Genomic DNA, 17,366 nt, shown 5'->3' on the forward strand with positions numbered 1-17,366 from the left:
TTACTCTGCCGGTACCAGAACGAGCTTGCCCGGTGCGACTTTTACCCCCACCGGCGTCATGCCAAGCAGTCGCTGGCCGAGGCTCTTGTCGTCCAGCCGGTATACCGGCACGGTCTCCAGCCATTGGGCCACTACCCGCATCGTGCTATCGGTGAGCGGCTTCAGATCGCCCTTGAATAGAGACGATTCGACACGGCTGTCCAGCAACTTCAGCCGCCGGATAAAGACAGCTTTCTGTTCACGGTCGTAGACTGGCGCGCCTTCTACCTTGAGCGCCAAGTTGATGGGGATTCGTGTCAAAAAAGCGTTAACGGAGATTTGGCCCTCGATATCCAGTACGGCGACTTCACGGCCGTCCGGTCCAAGGGTGATATCCGTCTGGCCCAGTGATACGCTCAGGGGCGACCCGGCCTGGAGCTGTTGCCGATCGAAATCCGCCACGGCATTTTGCAGGTAGCCCTCCAATGTGCTCTCACTGATGGAATAGGGCGAAAGAGACGCGCAGCCCGTTAGCGCCAGGAACATTGCTAATGTGCCCAGCAAACGGGCGGGGCGAAGCAGCAAGGACTGCAGCATGACGGACACTCCATATTGGCATCGGGATTAGCCCGGTATACATCGTTCGGGCGTATAACTGAAGCAGTGCGGTGTCCTGGAAAGCACGCGACGAACTCGTGTTGCAGGACCCTGACAGCGCTTCGGCAGGATAGCATTGCCCCTATGGTACGGAGCGGGGCAGGCGACACCAAGTTACAGTTGATCAAGGGCAAGACATGGGGTTAGTTGCGTTGAAACGGCTTGAGCCTTTTACGGCTGTTGCGTTCGATCTGGACGGCACGCTGGTGGATTCCGGACTGGATTTCGCTGCCATTCGTGAGACGCTGGGGTTCCCGCATGGCGTTGGCTTGTTGGAGCATATCGCGACCCTGGACGATGCCGCCGAAGTTGCCCGTGCCCATGCCGTCATTCACCGCTTCGAAATGGCCGGTGCCGAGCGCGCAACCTGGATGCCCGGTGCGCAAGCACTGCTCGCGCATTTACGGGACTTGGGCGTGCCGGTGGCGATACTCACACGCAACAGCCGCGAGGCCGTAGCGGCGACGGATGCGTCGATCACGCTTGGCGTCGATCTGATCCTGACGCGGGACGATGCGCCCCCCAAACCGGATCCTGCGGGTCTGGCCCTGATTGCGGCGCATTTGGGCGCGCCGCCGGAGCGCATGACCTACATCGGCGATTTCGTCGACGACCTTACCGCAGCACGCCGTGCCGGGATGTCGGCCGGCCTCTACCGCAATCACCGCAACAACCACTTCGCCGAGCAAGCCGACTATGTGATCGGACATTTCGACGAGCTGCGCGAGCTTTGGCGCTAGCGCGCAAGTGTACCCTGCACCCGTGCACCGTACCGGGTGATCATTCGTTCTCGGGCTCGGCGCTGACGCTCAAGTCGCCGTTTTCCTCGAACTGCACATGAATCATGATGGGCTGACAGCACACCTGGCAGTCCTCGACATAGTCTTGTTGCCGTACTGAGGGATCGACGCTGATGTCCAGTGACTCCCAGCAATAGGGGCATTGAATTTGGGCAGGTTCAAGCATGTTTTGCCTGGTTAAAACGCCTGAACCGGGAAGGAACAGGCGTTTGTCGTTATTATCTCGTCTTCTACGTGGCCAAACTAAAAGGGTTGCTTAGCCATCCACGGGATGATCCGATCGAAGGCTTCCTCGATGGTTTCCACCGTGGCCGAGAAACTAAAGCGCAGAGCGTTCTCCGTGTGCTCACCGAAAGCATCGCCGGGAACGACGCACACGCCGGTTTCTTTCAGCATACGCAATGCCAGGTCGGAGCCATCGACATGTTTAGGCAGGTTGGGGAAGATAAAAAACGCCCCGCCGGGCTGGTAGCCCGTCAAAAACGGCGTTTGCGCCACCAGGTCGACGATGCGGTCGCGTCGCTCGCGGTAGATCGACACCATGTCGCGAATGCATTGCTGATCCCCGGTCAGAGCGGCTACCCCGGCAAACTGGGATGGCGTATTTGCCACCGACGTCGTGAACATATGATAGCGCCGCAAGGACTTGATGGTGGCCTGGCTGGATATGACCCAACCCACGCGTAGCCCCGCCATGCTGAACGTCTTGGAGAAGCTGCTGATACACATGATGTTGTCCAGGTCGACGCTACAGCGCAGGACGCTGGCATATTCCTGGTCGTCGAGAATCAGGTGATCGTAGACCTCGTCACTGAAGATCTGAATGCCACGGTAAGCACACTCTTCGACGATTGTTTCGATGGTACTGCGCGGGTACACGGCGCCGGTGGGGTTGTTGGGCGAATTGAGCACCACCGCAAACGTGCGCTGGCCCATAGCCGCGATCACCTCGTCCGGATCGAGCTGGTGATTGTTTTCGATACGCGTGGGGATGAACTTCACCTCCCCGCCATTCATCCTGATCAACGGCGCGTAGAGCAGGAAGGACGGATCGGTGACGATAAACTGCCGGCCCGGTGCGGAAGTCGCGGAGAGCGCCAGATACATGGCCTCCGTGGCGCCCGAGGTGATCAGGATGTTGTCTTTGGTCAGCTTGCGATCATAGCGCTTACCGTAATAGTCCCTCAGTGCGACCAAGAGCTCAGGCAGCCCGGCATCCATGGTATAGCCGGTTTGTCCGGCTTTGAGCGCATCGATGTAGGCATCGATCACGTGAGGGGGGGTTGGTAGATCCGGCTGTCCGATGGACAGGTGGATCACATCCTTCATCGTGGCCGCCATGTTCACCATACGCCGGATACCCGGCACCGGAATCGCCTGCATCGATGGATGCCAGCGAGCCTTGGTCTTGCGGTACTTGATCTTGCGCGGAGCGATATCGGTGGACTGATTGGGCTTTGCACCGTCGGCCATAAGCATCTCCTGACAAAGCGCGGGAAGATGGGAAGACGTTGCCGCAATCGCTGTGCGATTGGATCGGCAGCGGACGCCTCGGGGAGCCTCTGATTAAGTCCTGATGGCCAGTTAAGTTCTGATAGCCAGGAGGTATCCAAGACTTAAACGTTGTCCTGAACCTAAAAAAGGTATCCAGGACTTAATCAGAGGCTCCTTGGGTGATGCAGACTTGGAAACTGCGTTCACTCTGGCAGATTAGTTTTTAAACGCAGGCGGGGCAAGCCTGCCATGTCCGTAATCTTGCGTAATTCGACCATTGTCGATACGGCTCAGGTTGACCGCGGCGGGACGGGCTTACACACTCAGACGACGGGATGGTTGAGCTGCCGACTGGAAAGGTCTGTGCGGCAGGTTGATCCGTCGCCAGGGAAAAGCATCCATCACTGACCTGTGAGGCCCCACATGACCCGTGACCCAGATAAGCCGATCGTGACTGTTCTCACCGCGCCGGACGAACCGGAACCCCCCGGTATCGATGCAGTGCGCGACATGGCCGAGGTGCGTTTTGCGTCCGACGAAAGCTCGCTGCGGCAAACCCTGCCCGGCACCCAGGTCATGATGGTAACGGACTTTCGTACCGAAGCCCTTGAAGCGGCCTGGCCTAGCGCCGACCGGCTGGAATGGATCCACGCGACCAGCGCCGGGGTGGATGCTCTGATGTTTCCCGCTCTTACCGACGGACCGGTGACCGTTACCAATGCCCAGGGCATTTTCGACCGCACCATTGCCGAATACGTGCTTTGCACCATTTTGATGTTCAGCAAGGATTTTCCCAATTCCATCCGCCTGCAGCAGGCGCGTCAGTGGAAGCACCGCGACACGGAACGCGCCCAGGGCAAACGGGTACTGGTCGTGGGAGCGGGCTCGATCGGCCGGCAGATTTCGCGGCTGGTACAGTCGATTGGCATGAAGTCCCACGGCATCGCGCGGCGAGCGCGTGATAACGATCCGGATTTCGAGGCCGTCCACAGCAATGATTCCCTCAAAGAACAATTGGGGCTGGCGGACTTTGTGGTTGTCGCCGCACCGTTGACGCCGCAAACCGAAGGGCTGTTCGACCGAGACATGTTCCGGGCCATGAAGAAAGAAGCCCGCTTCATCAATATCGGCCGGGGTCCCATCGTCCAGACCAACGATTTGGTGGACGCCCTGAAGGCAGGTGACATTGCCGGCGCCGGCCTGGATGTCTTCGAGGAAGAGCCGCTGCCGGAGGAGCATCCTCTGTGGAGCATGGACAATGTGCTGGTCACCGCTCACATGGCGGGCGATTTCATTGGCTGGCGCGGTGCGCTTACCGAGCAGTTCGTGGACAACTTCGGGCGCTGGAAGGCCGGTGAAAGCTTGTTCAACAAGGTGGATAAAAAACTGGGGTACGCCGCGAAATAGCGCGGCGTACCCGTTCTTTACCCTTTACCCATCTTATTGCTTATTGGTCGTTGACCATTGAGCACGATTCATTAATCACTACGCTGTTCAGGATTTATCGATCCGTACGCAACGTATTGATCACTTCATCCGCAGGCGCACCGCCTGACCGATTTCCGCGCCCTTGCGGCGTTCGCCGCCATGGGCCGCGAGATCGGCGGCGACCGCGTTATATAGGATATCGGCAGCCTGCTGTAGCATCTCGTCCCCATCGTCGGCCAGCCACTGCAACATGCGGGCGGTGGTGAACAGCATCGCCGTGGGGTCGGCCAGCCCCTGACCGGCGATATCCGGCGCGCTGCCGTGGGTTGGTTCGAACATCGACGGCATCGAGCGGTCGTCGGGATTCAGGTTGCAGGATGGGGCCACGCCCATTCCGCCGGACAGGACGGCTGCCAGGTCGGTCAGAATGTCCCCCTGCAAGTTGCTCGCGACGACCACGTCGAAATTCCACGGGCACTGCACGAACTTCATGCAGGCGGCATCCACCAGTTCGTGATGGGTCGCCACGTCGGGGTACTCTGCCGCGATAGCGGCAAAGGCTTCAGTATACATATCGCCCCAATAACGCAGCGCGTTGCGTTTGGTCACCAAACATACCTGACTTTCGCAGGTGCGGCCGTCCAGGGTGGTGAACTGGCGTGGCTTGCCGTCGTGGGACCGGGTGGTGGCCCGTGCGCGAGCCTGTTCGAAGCCATAGCGGATGATGCGATCCGTGGCGCGACGGGTAAAAACTTCCATCTGGGTGGCCACTTCGTCCGGGCTGCCCGGCCGCAACCGTCCGCCTTGGGCCACGTATTCGCCTTCGCTATTTTCGCGGATCACCAGCATGTCGATCGCTTTCGCACGGTCGTCGGCCAGGAACTGACGAGCGCCTGGGAGCAAACGCGCCGGGCGCTCGCACACCCATTGATCGAAGCCTTTGCGCATTTGCAGCAATGGCGCGAGGGAAACGCTGTCCGGCAGGAGGTGACGCGTCGGATCGCTGAGCGGACCGGGATCGCCCAGAGCGCCGAGCAGGATGGCATCGAAACTCCGCAGTTGGTCCAGTGCATTGACCGGCATCACTTCGCCGTGCTTTTCATGCCAGCGGTGAGAGGGCCAGTCAAAGGTTTCCCATTCCAGGTTTAACAGAAGTTGATCGCGAAGGTGCTGCAGGCAGGCAATCGCCTGATCGATGACTTCGGGGCCGATACCATCACCGGGGGTGATGGCGATCCGCTTCGTGGTGCTCATGGGTAGAACTCCTGTGTCTGCAACAATGAACCCGAGTGATTCCCGGCTCTGGCTGTCCTTCAGTGTAAACCTGTGTCAAACCTGTGCCAGTCTTGTCGCGACTATTGTCGAAGATGCTAAAGTTTAGGAAGGCCTGGTCTTAGCCCATTTTCGCGGTCTGGTAGTCTGGAGCCACTGTCATTACGGTTAGTTGGCACTAATGCTAAATGGAGGTTTTGTGAATCAGCCTGCGATCCTTTTCGATGAGACTCATTGCGAGCAGTGCGCCTGCGGCAAGGGATTGGAGTTTGGGATCTCCTTCGCCTTTCAGCCCATTGTCGATGTCGAAACTCGTTCTGTGCTGGCCTACGAAGCTTTGGTTCGCGGTACCGAAGGACAAGGGGCGGGCGAAGTTCTAGCGCGGGTCAATAAGCATAACCGTTATGCCTTCGATCAGATTTGCCGGGTTAAAGCGGTCAAGCTGGCGGCAAAGCTGAAAATGCCGACGGCGCTGAGCATCAACTTCATGCCCAATGCGGTTTATCAGGCGGAGTACTGTATCCGCACCACGCTCGCTGCGGCGAAGAAATACAACTTCGATACCCGTCGGATCATCTTCGAGGTGATTGAGGCCGAGGCGCTCACGTCTACCGAGCACCTTGCGTCTATTATAGCGAAATACGGAGAAATGGGATTTCAAACGGCCCTGGACGATTTTGGTACGGGCTATGCCCGCTATGACTTGCTGGTGGCCTGTCCACCGGACCTACTGAAGCTGGACATGGGGTTGGTGCGCAACGTGGACCGCGAACCCAATAAACAAGCCGTCATTTCCGGTATCATCACGATGATGCAGAAGCTGGGTGGCCGGATTGTCGCCGAAGGTGTGGAAACCGAGGCCGAGTATGCCTGGCTGAGGCGCCAGGGGATTACTCTGTTCCAGGGTTATCTGTTTGCCCGGCCCGGGTTCGAACACCTGCCGGAGCCCTGGTATCCGCCTGCACCCTAATTGTCTCCAAGGAACCTCCTCAATTTATGATTCATCGCGCCGTTGTCGTTCTTTTCGCCATTCTGCTGGTTGCCGCGCTCTATGGTTTGATCTGGCTGTTCTCGCGGCATTTCCTGCGTAAGCATGGTGTCGAGGCTGCGCTGGCTGACCGCAGTACGGTACTAGCAACCTGGACCTTCGCCGGCGTAGCGGTAGGGCTGGTCTTCGTGGTTTTCGGTGCCTTCGTGTTGGGGCCCTGGGCTTTCTATCGGACGGCTCGGGCCCATGACGTTGCCGTGTCGGATGGAGCCGCCGTGGGCTGGGGCTTCGTAATCGTCGCGGTTAGTTTGGCTTTAGCTGCCGGGGGGTTGGCGGCTTTATTGTCCGTCGTTGGGGCGCTCTAAGAACGGTCTGTTTTTTGCGCTGCGCGGGAAGCGGTGGCGCCCATTGGCGGGTCAGATAGCCGCCACCTGATGCAATTGCTTCCTGAACCACACCAGAGCCGGTTCCTTCTCATAAGCCTTGTGCCAATACAGATGGACGTTGAGCGGTGGCATATCGGTCGGTAATGGCAGCACCTGAATTTTTGACTGCTGTTCGATCATGCGTGCGTAGGTTTCCGGCATGGTGACCAGCAAGTCTGATGTTTCGGCCACCCGGCAGGCGGCGTAGTAATGCTGGCAGCGTAAGGCGATCCGGCGATGCACGCCGAGTCGAGACAGTTCGAAATCCTCGATTCCCGGTCCCTCTGTTCGCGACGACACCAGCACGTGGCGGGCCTGCAAATAGGTGTCCAGAGAGAGTCCGTCCTCCAGTCCGGCGTAATGCTCACCCGCGATAACCACCAGCCGATCCTTGCGCAGCAGTTCGTGCGCAGTCTGATTGCTCACAGGCAACAGCACGTCGACCGCAAAATCCAGCTTGCCGGCTGCTAGTTGCGTTTCCATATCTCGCCGGGCAATGCGTTGGCTGACGACTTCGACTTCGGGATAGGCCACAAGATTGACCATCAGTTGGGGCAGGAAGGTCGATTCCAGGATATCCCGCAGGCCCAGGGCAAAGGTTTTGTGTTGATGGGCAGGATCGAACGCATGGAACTGGTTGACTGCGCTCTGGATTTGGGTCAGCCCCGGACGCATGGTCTCGGCGAAACGCCGGGCCAGGGGCGTGGCCACCATCTGGTTGCCCTGGCGGGTAAATAGCGGGTCGTTGAAATGATCGCGCAGCCGCGACAGCGAATGGCTGACCGCCGGCTGGGTGAGGTGGAGCGCCTGGGCGGCGCGAGTCAGGCTGCCTTCCCGATAGATGGTATCGAACACATGCAGCAGGTTGAGGTCCAGGCGATTCGTGGCCATAGGTCGTCACTCGGCAATAAATGTGTATAAGCCTAGTTTATAGGAAATGATAAGAATAATTCAGTCGCTTGATGCGGAGTCGAAAAAGTAGACTGCGGCTACGCTGAAACCGATACCCCGGCGATCATTGCCCAATCCGCACCTGGAGTGACTGCTATGGACTTTAAACCGTCTGAAAAAGGCCAAGATTACCTCAATCGCGTCAAGGCGTTCATGAAAGACGAGATCTTTCCGATTGAGGCGCGTTACTACCAGGATATGGCGGCGTTGGACAACCGTTGGGTGGAGTTGCCCGTCATTGCCGAACTCAAGGCCAAAGCTCGGGAGCAGGGCCTTTGGAATATGTTCATGCCGGATGAAGAATACGGCTGTGGTCTGCTTAATTCCGATTATGCGTTAATCGCCGAAGAAACCGGCCGGAGCTTCATCGCGCCGGAAATCTTCAACTGTAATGCGCCGGATACCGGCAATATGGAAGTGCTGATCAAGTATGGTTCCGACGAGCAGAAGTCACAGTGGCTCGGCAAACTGCTGGCCGGCGAAGTACGTTCAGCTTTCTGCATGACCGAGCCGGGTGTGGCCTCTTCCGATGCCACCAACATGGCGGCCACCGCGACCGTCGAAGGTGACGACGTGGTGCTCAACGGCCGTAAGTGGTGGAGTACGGGGATTGGCCATCCCAAGTGCGAAGTGCTCGTGTTCATGGGGCTGACCGATCCCGCAGCGCCCAAACATCGCCAGCACTCCATGGTGCTGGTGCCGAAGAACACCCCGGGCGTGAACGTCGAGCGCATGCTGCCGGTGTTCGGGGCTTACGACGAGCCCTATGGCCACGGCGAAGTCAGTTTCGACAACGTGCGCCTACCCAAAAGTGCCATCATCGCGGGACCGGGCCGGGGGTTTGAAATCGCCCAGGGCCGTCTGGGGCCGGGGCGGGTGCACCATTGCATGCGCGCGATCGGCGCTGCCGAGCGCACCTTTGACATGATGCTTGGGCGAGCCGTTTCCCGCGAAGCTTTTGGCAAGCCGCTGGCCAAGCTCGGAGGCAACCCGGACATCATCGCCAATGCCCGCATGGCCATCGAACAGGCAAGGCTGCTTACCCTGAAGTGTGCTTGGTTATTGGACACGCAGGGCGTTAAGGGGGCTATGAGCGAAGTCTCCATGATCAAAGCGGTCGTTCCGCAGATGCTGCAGACCATCGTCGACAACACCATTCAGATTCACGGTGGTGCCGGTGTCAGCGACGACGACTTCCCGCTAACGCAGTTGTTTGCCTATGCCCGGGTATTGCGTCTGGCAGATGGGCCGGACGAGGTGCATCGCGGTACGGTGGCAAAACTCGAACTGAAGAAATACGCTGACCAATAAATCGGTCTGTATCGACACAGGAAAAGAAGCGATGACAAAACGCGTTTTTATCACCGGAGGCGCCAGTGGTCTTGGCCGTGCTCTGGCCCTTCGCTATGCCCGCGCGGGCGCCCGGGTCTGTATTGGCGATATCAATCCGGAACAAGGCGTTGAGGTGGAACGGGAAATCACCGATACCGGCGGTGAGGGTTTGTTTGCCACCTGTGACGTGCGGCGAATTGCGGACCTGGAGAAGGTGCGCGATCAGCTCGTGGAAAAATGGGGTGGCGTCGACGTGGTCGTCAATAACGCCGGCGTCGCTACCAGCGGCAGCATCGAAGGCTCCACGCTGACCGACTGGGAGTGGATCCTGGACATCAACGTGATGGGCGTCGTGCGCGGCTGCAAAGCTTTCACGCCGCTGTTCAAGAAGCAGAAGCAGGGCACGTTCGTCAATGTGGCGTCCATGGCCGGTCTGATGCTGGCGCCACTGATGAGTAGCTACAACGTCTCCAAGGCCGGCGTGATTGCGTTATCCGAAACCCTGAGCATGGAATTGCGGGAGGACGGTATCAAGGTTGCCTGCGTGTGCCCCGCATTTTTCCCAACCAATCTCACAAGCAGCATGCGCTCGGACATTCCGGGTATGGACATTAACGTCAACAAGTTGATGAAGCGCTCCGGCGTCACTGCCGACGACGTTGCGGACGACATCCTGCGTGCGGAAAAGAACGGCGATTTTTGGGTATTGCCCCACGTGAAAGAACGACGGATGTGGATGCTCAAGCGTCATGCGCCTTGGGCCTTCGACTGGCTGATGCATCAGGAGAGCAAGCGCTGGATCCGTAAATTCGGTGGCACTGCGTAGTGTTCCGGACGGAGGACTGCGATTAAGGCGCGCACCCGTGTGCATCACCCCATCGTGAGCGTTATCCCATGAAGGAGAGTTGCCAATGACACAAATCGATCAGGCGGTGGACATCCGCGAAGGCGAGGCGTTGGACGCCGGCGCCGTCGACCGCTTCATGAAGCAGTCGATCCCTGAGCTGGAGGGCGATCCCGGTATTCGTCAGTATCCCGGTGGCGCCTCTAATTTGACCTATCAGGTAGACTACGGCGATCGCTCGTTTGTCCTGCGCCGCCCGCCATTCGGCCACATCGCCAAATCCGCTCACGACATGCTGCGCGAAGCGAAGGTGATGCAGGCACTCAAGCCGGTTTATCCCTACGTACCGGATATCATCGCCATCTGCGACGATCACGATGTACTGGGCTGCGACTTCTACGTTATGGAGCGCTTCAAAGGCATCATTTTACGCCAGGACTTCCCTAAGGGGTTTGAACTTTCCGAGGCGGATACCCGCCGCCTGTGCCTCAATGTGATCGACAAGCTGGTGGACCTGCACAAGGTGGATCCGGTGGCGACCGGTCTGGATCAGTTGGGTAAGGGGCCGGGCTACGTCCAGCGCCAGATCGGCGGCTGGAGCAACCGCTTTCGCAAAGCGCGTACCGAGGATGTGGGCGATTTCGAGGCGGTGATGAGCTGGCTCGACGACAAGATGCCGGAGGACATCGCCCAGTGCGTGATCCACAACGATTTCCGCTTCGATAATGTGGTTCTGAATCCGGATAACCCATTCGAGGTGATCGGCGTGCTGGATTGGGAGATGGCCACGATTGGCGATCCGTTGATGGACCTGGGTAATAGCCTGGCCTACTGGATTCAGGCGGACGACGAGCAGCAATTCCAGATTCTTCGCCGTCAGCCGACCCACCGGCCGGGCATGCTCACCCGGGATGAGGTGGTCGAGTACTACATGGAGAAATCCGGCTACGCAGTCGATCGCTTTGATTTCTATGAAATTTACGGTCTGTTCCGGCTGGCGGTGATCATTCAGCAGATCTACTATCGCTACTACCACGGCCAGACACAGGACAAGCGCTTCGCGATGTTCGGCCATGCGGCCAACTATCTGGAGCAGCGCTGCCAACGGTTAATCGACGCGAGTAATCTGTAATGGCCAATCTCTACTTAATTCGTCACGGCCAGGCTAGCTTCGGCAAGGCCGATTACGATGCGTTGTCCGACCGGGGCTGGGAGCAGGGCCGTGTCCTCGGACGTTGGATGGCGGGCAAAGTGAGCCCCACGGCGGTATTCGCCGGCGACATGCGCCGTCACCGGGAAACCCTGGAAGCGATGGCCGATGGCTTCGGCCAGTCGCTGCCGGAGGTACAGACCAATCCTGGCTTCAACGAATTTGACCATGAAACCGTGGTCCACGCCCTGAAGCCGGAGTGGGCGAACCGCGAAGTCATGGCCCGCGATCTGGCGAAGCACGAAAAACCCGCCAAGGCTTTCCAGCTCACCTTTGTCGAGGCTGTCGAACGCTGGGTAAGCGGCCAGTACGACAGCGAATACCCCGAAACCTGGGTGGACTTCTGTACGCGTGTGAATGCGGCAGTTGACGATGCATTGGCCAACTCCGGGGGTGGGGACGTGCTGGTCGCCAGCTCCGGCGGGCCGATTTCCGTGGTGATGCAGGCCTTGCTAGGGCTGGACGATAAGCGAGCGCTGGAACTCAATCAGGTTATCGCCAACACCAGTGTGACCCGCATTCTTTTTTCCGGCAGACGGCGCAGCCTGTCGGTCTTCAACAATTATGCCCACCTGGAAGACGGCGCCCCGGAACTGGTGACGTTTCGCTAGGCTGCGGATGATATTGTCGCCAGCCTGGGCAGTCAGGTTCATGCAAAAATAACGACGGGAGCAACCCATGAGTCAGAATGACCTGTTTGATTTGTCCGGAAAGGTCGCATTGGTCACCGGCGCCAGCCGCGGCATCGGCGAAAGCATAGCCCGGCTGCTTGCGGCTAAGGGCGCTCATGTCATCGTCAGCAGCCGCAAGATGGAAGGATGCGAGGCCGTCGCTGGCAGTATCCGAGAGGCGGGCGGCAAGGCCGAAGCGTATGCCTGTCATATCGGGGAGATGGAGCAGATCGAGCGTATCTGGTCCCATATCGGATCCACCCACGGCAAACTGGATATCCTGGTCAACAACGCCGCGACCAATCCACACTTTGGGCCGATTGAAACAACGGAGCTTTCAGCGTTCCAGAAGACGGTCGACGTGAATATCCGTGGCTATTTTTTCATGTGCGCGCAGGCCGCTCAGCTGATGAAGACATCCGGTGGCGGTGCCATCGTCAACGTTGCCTCTGTGAATGGCGTAACACCGGGCCACTTTCAGGGCATTTACTCGATCACCAAGGCGGCCGTCATTTCCATGACCAAGGCCTTTGCCAAGGAACTGGGGCAGCAGAACATTCGCGTCAATGCGCTGCTGCCGGGCCTGACCGATACCAAGTTCGCCAGTGCGCTGACAGCCAACGACTCAATCAAGAAACAGGCCTTGACCCATATCCCCATGCACCGGATGGCCGATCCGGACGAAATGGCAGGTACGGTGCTGTATCTGGTGTCGAACGCATCCAGCTACACCACAGGGAGCTGCATCAATGTCGATGGGGGTTACCTGACTGTCTGAACAACAGCCTGCAAACGAGCGAGATCCCGAACGGACGTCCTAGTGGACGTCCGTTCTAGTTTTGACGGGAGCCTGGGAAAAGGCGGTGCCGACCGGCGGCTGCAGGTAGAGCGAGTAGAGCACCTTATCCAGCAAAGCCTGGCCATTCCAGGCCGGGGAATGGTTGACGAGTCCTACCACCGCCCAGGTGGTGTCGTTGGTATCGCGCGTAAAGCCGGCAATGGAGCGCACGTCTTCCAGATAGCCGGTCTTGATCCGGCCCAACCCCGCCATACCGGTATTGCGCAGGCGGCGGTACATGGTGCCGTCCATTGCGATCAGGGGTAGAGAGGTAATCAGGTCCGCCGAATAGGGACTCTGCCAGGCGGTTTGCAGAATTTGCACACCCTGACGTGCGGTGATGCTGCTCTCCCGGGACAGGCCCGAACCGTTGTCGATCACCAAACCCTCGGTGTCGACACCTTTGCTGGCCAACCATTGGGTGATCGTACGAACACCCGCCTCCCGATCGTCCGCATCCTCCGGTTTGCGATTCTCCGCACCGATGGCCAGCAACAACTGGCGCGCCATTACGTTGTTGCTCCATTTGTTGATATTGCGGACGGTGGACACCAGATCCGGCGAATCCGAGGTGACCATCAGGTTGGCATCGTCCGGCGTGTAGCCGACGCGCGAGCGGCCGGTAATCAAGCCGCCCATTTCAGCCCACACCGTGCGTATCGCGCCCGCGGTATAGTCGGCCGCCGGCAGCAAAGACAGATACTGGGTGGTGCGGCAGCCGCGGGGCAATTTGCCGGTGACCTTCACGGTGATGGTGCCGTCGTCGTGGGCGATCGGTGTCCAGTTGAAGTTGTGCCGGGAACGGCAGCGACCCTCCGGCAAGGCCTTGACCTGGTTGTCGATGATGACCGCATTGAGGGCCGGCGTCGCCCAAGCCGTGGTGCCGCGCGCGTCCGCCCGTACCTGGAAGTGGATCAGGTTGAAATTGGTCAGATAGGCCGAAGGTTCAACCAGAAACGGGGCATGGTCGTTGTCGCCGTTGTCGTCGAATTTTGGCAGGCCGTCGGGCAGGTTGAACACACTGCCGTCCAGGATCAAATCGCCATCGATGGTGTCGATGCCCATGCCACGAAGTTCGGACAGGCTGGACCACAAGCGCTCCAGGCTCAGGTTGGGATCGCCGGAAAGCGACACATAGAGATTGCCCTGTAGCGTGCGGCCCACCGGTTGTCCGTCGGTGTGGAAACTGGTCCGCCACTGATGGTTCGGTCCCAGAATTTCCAGAGCGGCATAGGTGGTTACCAGCTTCATGATCGAGCCGGGACTCATTTTCGTATCGGCGTTGATGTATTGGGGCAGACCGGGGCCATTCAACGGCACCGCGGCGACGCTCATGGCGTCTTTGGTCTGCAGGGCTTTGACCGTGGCATCAACAATATTTTCGGACCAGGGGGACGGCATGCGACCCTCTGCATGAACCACTGCTGCTCCAATCAGGGCAAGCAGCGACAACGCGACACGCAAGGGGGCTACCGGACCACGTTTCCAGCGGAAAGCGGCGGATAGCATTTATTCTTCCTTATGAACTGACGTCGAGAAACACAGCGCAATCGAAGCGCCTAAAATAGCGCAAAATGAGTGCTGGCGCCTATGCCCGTTTTTTATACATAAGGTTAAGAAGGGGTACTAACTTCATCTTTTTCAGCGATTTTACAACGGTGTGTAAACGGAAGTGCGGCAGAGGCGACATGTCCGGTCAAATCAGCCATAGCGCCTGGCCATGCAGTTCGTTGAAATATCACGTATTCGGCAAGTCCGGTACCTAACACTGCCGCCTCTAGACTTAGTTTGACGACTTACAGGAAACTACAAAATGGCAAACGCGCTCACATTTAATCTTGAAGTTTTAGGTTCGGCGGCCAGCTCCACCCTGACCGCCTGGCGCGGCTGCATGGTCGTCAAAGCGGCACCGCAGCCCCCCAAACCGCTTGTTCTGTACGACATGGAAGCCTGCCCCCATTGCCGCAAAGTGCGCGAAGCGCTGACAGCCTTGCACTTGGATGCCGACATCCGGCCTTGCCCCAAAGGCGGAACGCGCTTTCGGCCCGAAGCTCAGCGGATCGGCGGCAAGCAGCAGTTCCCAATGCTGGTGGACGAGAACAACGGGCAGGTCATGTACGAGGCCAAGGACATTGTGGCGTACCTGTTCAGCACCTACGGCAACCGCCCGGTACCCGGTTACTATCGTTTCCGCGCCTATCAGCCGGCGCTGGGCAGTTTGGCTTCTGCCGTTCGCCGGTTGCGAGGCTTACGCGTGGCTCCGGCCCGGTCGCCGGAACAGCCGCTGCATCTGTGGAGCTTCGAGGGCAGCCCTTATTCACGCCTCGTCCGCGAGCGCCTGTGTGAGCTGGAAATACCCTACCGGCTGCATAACCTGGGCAAGGAGCACTGGACGGAGATCGGTCCGGCCACGCAGCGACTCAAACCCGGCCCTTACCTCCCCAGAGAGGGCGGTAAGCGTGATGTGTTCTATCAGCAGCATCGGCGGGTCCAGGTGCCTTACCTGGAGGATCCGAACACGGGTGAATCGCTGTTCGAGTCTGCGGCCATTCTGAGCTATCTCGACCGGCAGTACGCAACGAGTTAGGCTCTCGAATCGGCCGGGCAGATGGACGTATAAAACGGGTAACGCCTCATAGTTTGCAGCGCTGTTCCGAGGCGCCTTAGGGAACTGCACCCGCACGCGCTGTCCCATTGCCTTGAGGAAGTAACTGTCCGTGAGCGCCATTGTTCGCTGTTGGCGCTCTTTCAAGAGGAGTGACCGCTCAATGCTGCCTGTCATAACCCGGCGTCGTTTTCTTCTCGGCTTGGCCGCGACCGGCCTGGCTTCCCGCGTCCCGGCGGTGTTTGCCCAGGGCGCGGAGAGGCCCATCACCCGGCCGATACCCTCTTCCGGCCAAGCACTGCCCGTTATCGGCATGGGGACCTGGCGTACCTTCAACGTGGGCAGCGACCCGGTTTTGTTGGATCAGCGCGCCCACATCCTCGAGGTTTTTTTCGAGCGTGGCGGCGAGGTCGTCGATTCCTCCCCCATGTACGGGTCCGCCGAAGCGGCTATGGGGCGTTTGACCGAGCGCCTGGGACGTTACGACAGTCTGTTCGCAGCCACCAAGGTGTGGACCAGCGATGGCAGCGCGACCCGTGAAGAGGTGGAGCGTTCCGAGGAGCTTTGGGGGGTGGAGCAGCTTGATCTGATGCAGGTCCACAACTTGCTGGGATGGGAAGGTCATCTTGAAACCCTCAAGGCGATGAAAGCCGACGGCCGCATTCGTTACATCGGCATTACCACCTCCCATGGTCGCCGTCATAGCGAGTTTGCGCGCATCATGGAAACCGAACCCCTGGATGCCGTCCAACTGACCTACAATATTCTCGACCGGGAGGCTGAGGAACGCCTGCTGCCATTGGCAAAGGAACGCGGCATTGCCGTGATTGCCAACCGGCCCTACCAGGGCGGACGCTTGTTTGACCGCTTCCAGTCCCATCCGCTGCCTGATTGGGCTGGCGAGGTCGGTGCGGGGAACTGGGCGGAATTCTTCCTCAAATTCATCGTCTCCCATCCGGCGGTGACCTGCGCCATTCCCGCGACGACCCAGGTCGAACACATGCGGGAAAATATGGGCGCGCTTTACGGCAAACTCCCGAACGCGGATCAGCGGCAGCGGATGATCGACTACATCGGGACGCTGTAACCGATGAGCTATGACCTGCGGGACTTCCTGATGTTTACGCCGGAGGTGTACCTCCGGTTATTCGAGCGTCAAAACACCACTTTCGGGCTTTGGCTGCTGGTGGCTGCGGTGGCCTTGTTGGCGGTGCCGGCGCTCCTTTGCTCGCAGGCGACCTGGGCGCGCCGGCTGGCGCTTGTTATTGCGGCTGTGGGGTGGGGTGCGACCGCCAGTGTCTTTATGCATCGCTACTACGCGCCGATCAACTGGCCGGTCAGTTACTTTGCCTGGATGTATGCTGCCGAAGGTTTGCTGTTGATCGTTGCGGCTTTAAGGTTGTCACCTATCAAAGCCCATCCGCCGTGGGCGGCCTTGGGTTTGGGCAGTGTACTGATGCTGTCGCTATTGACGGCGTGGGCTGGAGATGACTGGAAAGCGCTGGCCTTGCCCGGATTAACGCCCGATATGACCGCCTTGGCGACCATAGTATTGCTGACTACCATGCCTCGGGGTTGGCGGGTGGGGCTGCTGATTGTGCCTTTATTCTGGTGCCTTTTCAGCGTGCTGACACACTGGGCTCTAGGCTTGCACGTTCCATTGATGGCGCCACTCGCCGGTGTACTGCTGGCCGTTGCAGCGGCCTTCTGGCCGGGGCCTTGATTTGACCCCGGCGCAAAGAAAGCACTGTAGGTTGGGCTGGCAAGCGCTGTAGGTTGGGCTGGCAAGCCCAGCAGGATTTCCCGGGGTTGTTGGGCTTGCCAGCCCAACCTACCGGAGTGTCCAGACTTTCAAAACTTATTTGCGGGACA

At 59.0% G+C, this 17,366-nt stretch carries 18 protein-coding genes; 12 read left to right on the forward strand and 6 right to left on the reverse strand.

The window, feature by feature from the left end; genetic code table 11:
- A complete protein-coding gene (locus FXO11_RS05565) occupies positions 1 to 576 on the reverse strand; it encodes a DUF1439 domain-containing protein (RefSeq protein WP_148861993.1) in 576 nt (191 codons plus the stop codon).
- Positions 577 to 773: 197 nt separating this feature from the next.
- Here FXO11_RS05565 and FXO11_RS05570 point away from each other — a divergent pair, with 197 nt between their 5' ends.
- The gene (locus FXO11_RS05570; RefSeq protein ID WP_148861995.1) at positions 774 to 1,376 is read left to right on the forward strand and encodes an HAD family hydrolase; all 603 of its coding nucleotides are present in this window, start codon (positions 774 to 776) and stop codon (positions 1,374 to 1,376) included.
- Positions 1,377 to 1,416: 40 nt separating this feature from the next.
- Here FXO11_RS05570 and FXO11_RS05575 read toward each other — a convergent pair whose 3' ends face one another.
- Both FXO11_RS05575 and FXO11_RS05580 read right to left on the reverse strand, forming a co-directional pair.
- Positions 1,417 to 1,602 carry a CPXCG motif-containing cysteine-rich protein gene (locus FXO11_RS05575; RefSeq protein ID WP_148861996.1) on the reverse strand — a complete coding sequence of 62 codons (186 nt, stop codon included), beginning with the start codon at positions 1,600 to 1,602 and terminating at the stop codon, positions 1,417 to 1,419.
- Between the two features lie 77 nt (positions 1,603 to 1,679).
- Positions 1,680 to 2,909 carry a pyridoxal phosphate-dependent aminotransferase gene (locus FXO11_RS05580; protein WP_148861998.1) on the reverse strand — a complete coding sequence of 410 codons (1,230 nt, stop codon included), beginning with the start codon at positions 2,907 to 2,909 and terminating at the stop codon, positions 1,680 to 1,682.
- Between the two features lie 444 nt (positions 2,910 to 3,353).
- Between FXO11_RS05580 and FXO11_RS05585 the strand changes: the two genes are divergently transcribed.
- Positions 3,354 to 4,337, forward strand: coding sequence for a D-2-hydroxyacid dehydrogenase (locus FXO11_RS05585; protein ID WP_148862000.1), 984 nt, complete (start codon positions 3,354 to 3,356; stop codon positions 4,335 to 4,337).
- Between the two features lie 120 nt (positions 4,338 to 4,457).
- Here FXO11_RS05585 and FXO11_RS05590 read toward each other — a convergent pair whose 3' ends face one another.
- A complete protein-coding gene (locus FXO11_RS05590; RefSeq protein ID WP_148862002.1) occupies positions 4,458 to 5,612 on the reverse strand; it encodes an isocitrate/isopropylmalate dehydrogenase family protein in 1,155 nt (384 codons plus the stop codon).
- Positions 5,613 to 5,829: 217 nt separating this feature from the next.
- Between FXO11_RS05590 and FXO11_RS05595 the strand changes: the two genes are divergently transcribed.
- Both FXO11_RS05595 and FXO11_RS05600 read left to right on the forward strand, forming a co-directional pair.
- A complete protein-coding gene (locus tag FXO11_RS05595) occupies positions 5,830 to 6,600 on the forward strand; it encodes an EAL domain-containing protein (RefSeq protein ID WP_202980292.1) in 771 nt (256 codons plus the stop codon).
- Positions 6,601 to 6,626: 26 nt separating this feature from the next.
- A complete protein-coding gene (locus FXO11_RS05600; RefSeq protein ID WP_148862004.1) occupies positions 6,627 to 6,983 on the forward strand; it encodes a hypothetical protein in 357 nt (118 codons plus the stop codon).
- Positions 6,984 to 7,034: 51 nt separating this feature from the next.
- On the opposite strand, the gene FXO11_RS05605 is transcribed toward FXO11_RS05600, so the two are convergent.
- Complete coding sequence (locus tag FXO11_RS05605) at positions 7,035 to 7,934, reverse strand: LysR family transcriptional regulator (protein WP_148862005.1); 900 nt, start codon at positions 7,932 to 7,934, stop codon at positions 7,035 to 7,037.
- Positions 7,935 to 8,090: 156 nt separating this feature from the next.
- Between FXO11_RS05605 and FXO11_RS05610 the strand changes: the two genes are divergently transcribed.
- The 5 genes from FXO11_RS05610 to FXO11_RS05630 all read left to right on the forward strand — a co-directional run bounded on the left by FXO11_RS05610 (position 8,091) and on the right by FXO11_RS05630 (position 12,829).
- Positions 8,091 to 9,305, forward strand: a complete 1,215-nt coding sequence (locus FXO11_RS05610) for an acyl-CoA dehydrogenase family protein (RefSeq protein WP_148862007.1) — start codon at positions 8,091 to 8,093, stop codon at positions 9,303 to 9,305.
- A gap of 31 nt (positions 9,306 to 9,336) precedes the next feature.
- Positions 9,337 to 10,152: an SDR family oxidoreductase gene (locus FXO11_RS05615; RefSeq protein ID WP_148862009.1), complete on the forward strand. Its 816-nt coding sequence runs from the start codon at positions 9,337 to 9,339 to the stop codon at positions 10,150 to 10,152.
- An 85-nt stretch (positions 10,153 to 10,237) separates the two neighbouring features.
- Positions 10,238 to 11,302 (forward strand): phosphotransferase family protein, encoded by a 1,065-nt coding sequence (locus FXO11_RS05620; protein ID WP_148862010.1) that lies wholly within the window; start codon positions 10,238 to 10,240, stop codon positions 11,300 to 11,302.
- Complete coding sequence (locus FXO11_RS05625; protein WP_148862012.1) at positions 11,302 to 11,991, forward strand: histidine phosphatase family protein; 690 nt, start codon at positions 11,302 to 11,304, stop codon at positions 11,989 to 11,991. Before FXO11_RS05620 ends, FXO11_RS05625 begins: the two co-directional genes overlap by 1 nt.
- A gap of 67 nt (positions 11,992 to 12,058) precedes the next feature.
- Positions 12,059 to 12,829, forward strand: a complete 771-nt coding sequence (locus tag FXO11_RS05630) for an SDR family oxidoreductase (protein ID WP_148862014.1) — start codon at positions 12,059 to 12,061, stop codon at positions 12,827 to 12,829.
- Positions 12,830 to 12,868: 39 nt separating this feature from the next.
- Here the strand turns inward: FXO11_RS05630 and dacB are convergent, their stop codons facing one another.
- Positions 12,869 to 14,398: a D-alanyl-D-alanine carboxypeptidase/D-alanyl-D-alanine endopeptidase gene (dacB, locus tag FXO11_RS05635; protein ID WP_148862016.1), complete on the reverse strand. Its 1,530-nt coding sequence runs from the start codon at positions 14,396 to 14,398 to the stop codon at positions 12,869 to 12,871.
- A 304-nt stretch (positions 14,399 to 14,702) separates the two neighbouring features.
- On the opposite strand from dacB, the gene FXO11_RS05640 reads away from it, so the two are divergent.
- The 3 genes from FXO11_RS05640 (at position 14,703) to FXO11_RS05650 (ending at position 17,217) form a co-directional block, all read left to right on the forward strand.
- Complete coding sequence (locus FXO11_RS05640; protein WP_148862018.1) at positions 14,703 to 15,476, forward strand: glutathione S-transferase N-terminal domain-containing protein; 774 nt, start codon at positions 14,703 to 14,705, stop codon at positions 15,474 to 15,476.
- A 181-nt stretch (positions 15,477 to 15,657) separates the two neighbouring features.
- Positions 15,658 to 16,581 carry an aldo/keto reductase gene (locus tag FXO11_RS05645; protein ID WP_148862020.1) on the forward strand — a complete coding sequence of 308 codons (924 nt, stop codon included), beginning with the start codon at positions 15,658 to 15,660 and terminating at the stop codon, positions 16,579 to 16,581.
- A 3-nt stretch (positions 16,582 to 16,584) separates the two neighbouring features.
- Entirely contained in the window at positions 16,585 to 17,217 is a 633-nt protein-coding gene (locus FXO11_RS05650) for a hypothetical protein (protein ID WP_148862021.1), read from the forward strand.
- Positions 17,218 to 17,366 lie beyond the last annotated feature (149 nt).

The sequence above is a fragment of the Marinobacter fonticola genome, assembly GCF_008122265.1.
GTDB classification, from domain to species: Bacteria; Pseudomonadota; Gammaproteobacteria; order Pseudomonadales; family Oleiphilaceae; genus Marinobacter_A; species Marinobacter_A fonticola.

Excerpts from the sequence above, each read along its gene's own strand:
- FXO11_RS05565 (WP_148861993.1), bottom strand. The coding sequence starts at position 576 with ATGCTGCAGTCCTTGCTGCTTCGCCCCGCCCGTTTGCTGGGCACATTA.
- FXO11_RS05570 (WP_148861995.1), top strand. The coding sequence starts at position 774 with ATGGGGTTAGTTGCGTTGAAACGGCTTGAGCCTTTTACGGCTGTTGCG.
- FXO11_RS05575 (WP_148861996.1), bottom strand. The coding sequence starts at position 1,602 with ATGCTTGAACCTGCCCAAATTCAATGCCCCTATTGCTGGGAGTCACTG.
- FXO11_RS05580 (WP_148861998.1), bottom strand. The coding sequence starts at position 2,909 with ATGGCCGACGGTGCAAAGCCCAATCAGTCCACCGATATCGCTCCGCGC.
- FXO11_RS05585 (WP_148862000.1), top strand. The coding sequence starts at position 3,354 with ATGACCCGTGACCCAGATAAGCCGATCGTGACTGTTCTCACCGCGCCG.
- FXO11_RS05590 (WP_148862002.1), bottom strand. The coding sequence starts at position 5,612 with ATGAGCACCACGAAGCGGATCGCCATCACCCCCGGTGATGGTATCGGC.
- FXO11_RS05600 (WP_148862004.1), top strand. The coding sequence starts at position 6,627 with ATGATTCATCGCGCCGTTGTCGTTCTTTTCGCCATTCTGCTGGTTGCC.
- FXO11_RS05605 (WP_148862005.1), bottom strand. The coding sequence starts at position 7,934 with ATGGCCACGAATCGCCTGGACCTCAACCTGCTGCATGTGTTCGATACC.
- FXO11_RS05610 (WP_148862007.1), top strand. The coding sequence starts at position 8,091 with ATGGACTTTAAACCGTCTGAAAAAGGCCAAGATTACCTCAATCGCGTC.
- FXO11_RS05615 (WP_148862009.1), top strand. The coding sequence starts at position 9,337 with ATGACAAAACGCGTTTTTATCACCGGAGGCGCCAGTGGTCTTGGCCGT.
- FXO11_RS05620 (WP_148862010.1), top strand. The coding sequence starts at position 10,238 with ATGACACAAATCGATCAGGCGGTGGACATCCGCGAAGGCGAGGCGTTG.
- FXO11_RS05625 (WP_148862012.1), top strand. The coding sequence starts at position 11,302 with ATGGCCAATCTCTACTTAATTCGTCACGGCCAGGCTAGCTTCGGCAAG.
- FXO11_RS05630 (WP_148862014.1), top strand. The coding sequence starts at position 12,059 with ATGAGTCAGAATGACCTGTTTGATTTGTCCGGAAAGGTCGCATTGGTC.
- dacB (WP_148862016.1), bottom strand. The coding sequence starts at position 14,398 with ATGCTATCCGCCGCTTTCCGCTGGAAACGTGGTCCGGTAGCCCCCTTG.
- FXO11_RS05640 (WP_148862018.1), top strand. The coding sequence starts at position 14,703 with ATGGCAAACGCGCTCACATTTAATCTTGAAGTTTTAGGTTCGGCGGCC.
- FXO11_RS05645 (WP_148862020.1), top strand. The coding sequence starts at position 15,658 with ATGCTGCCTGTCATAACCCGGCGTCGTTTTCTTCTCGGCTTGGCCGCG.
- FXO11_RS05650 (WP_148862021.1), top strand. The coding sequence starts at position 16,585 with ATGAGCTATGACCTGCGGGACTTCCTGATGTTTACGCCGGAGGTGTAC.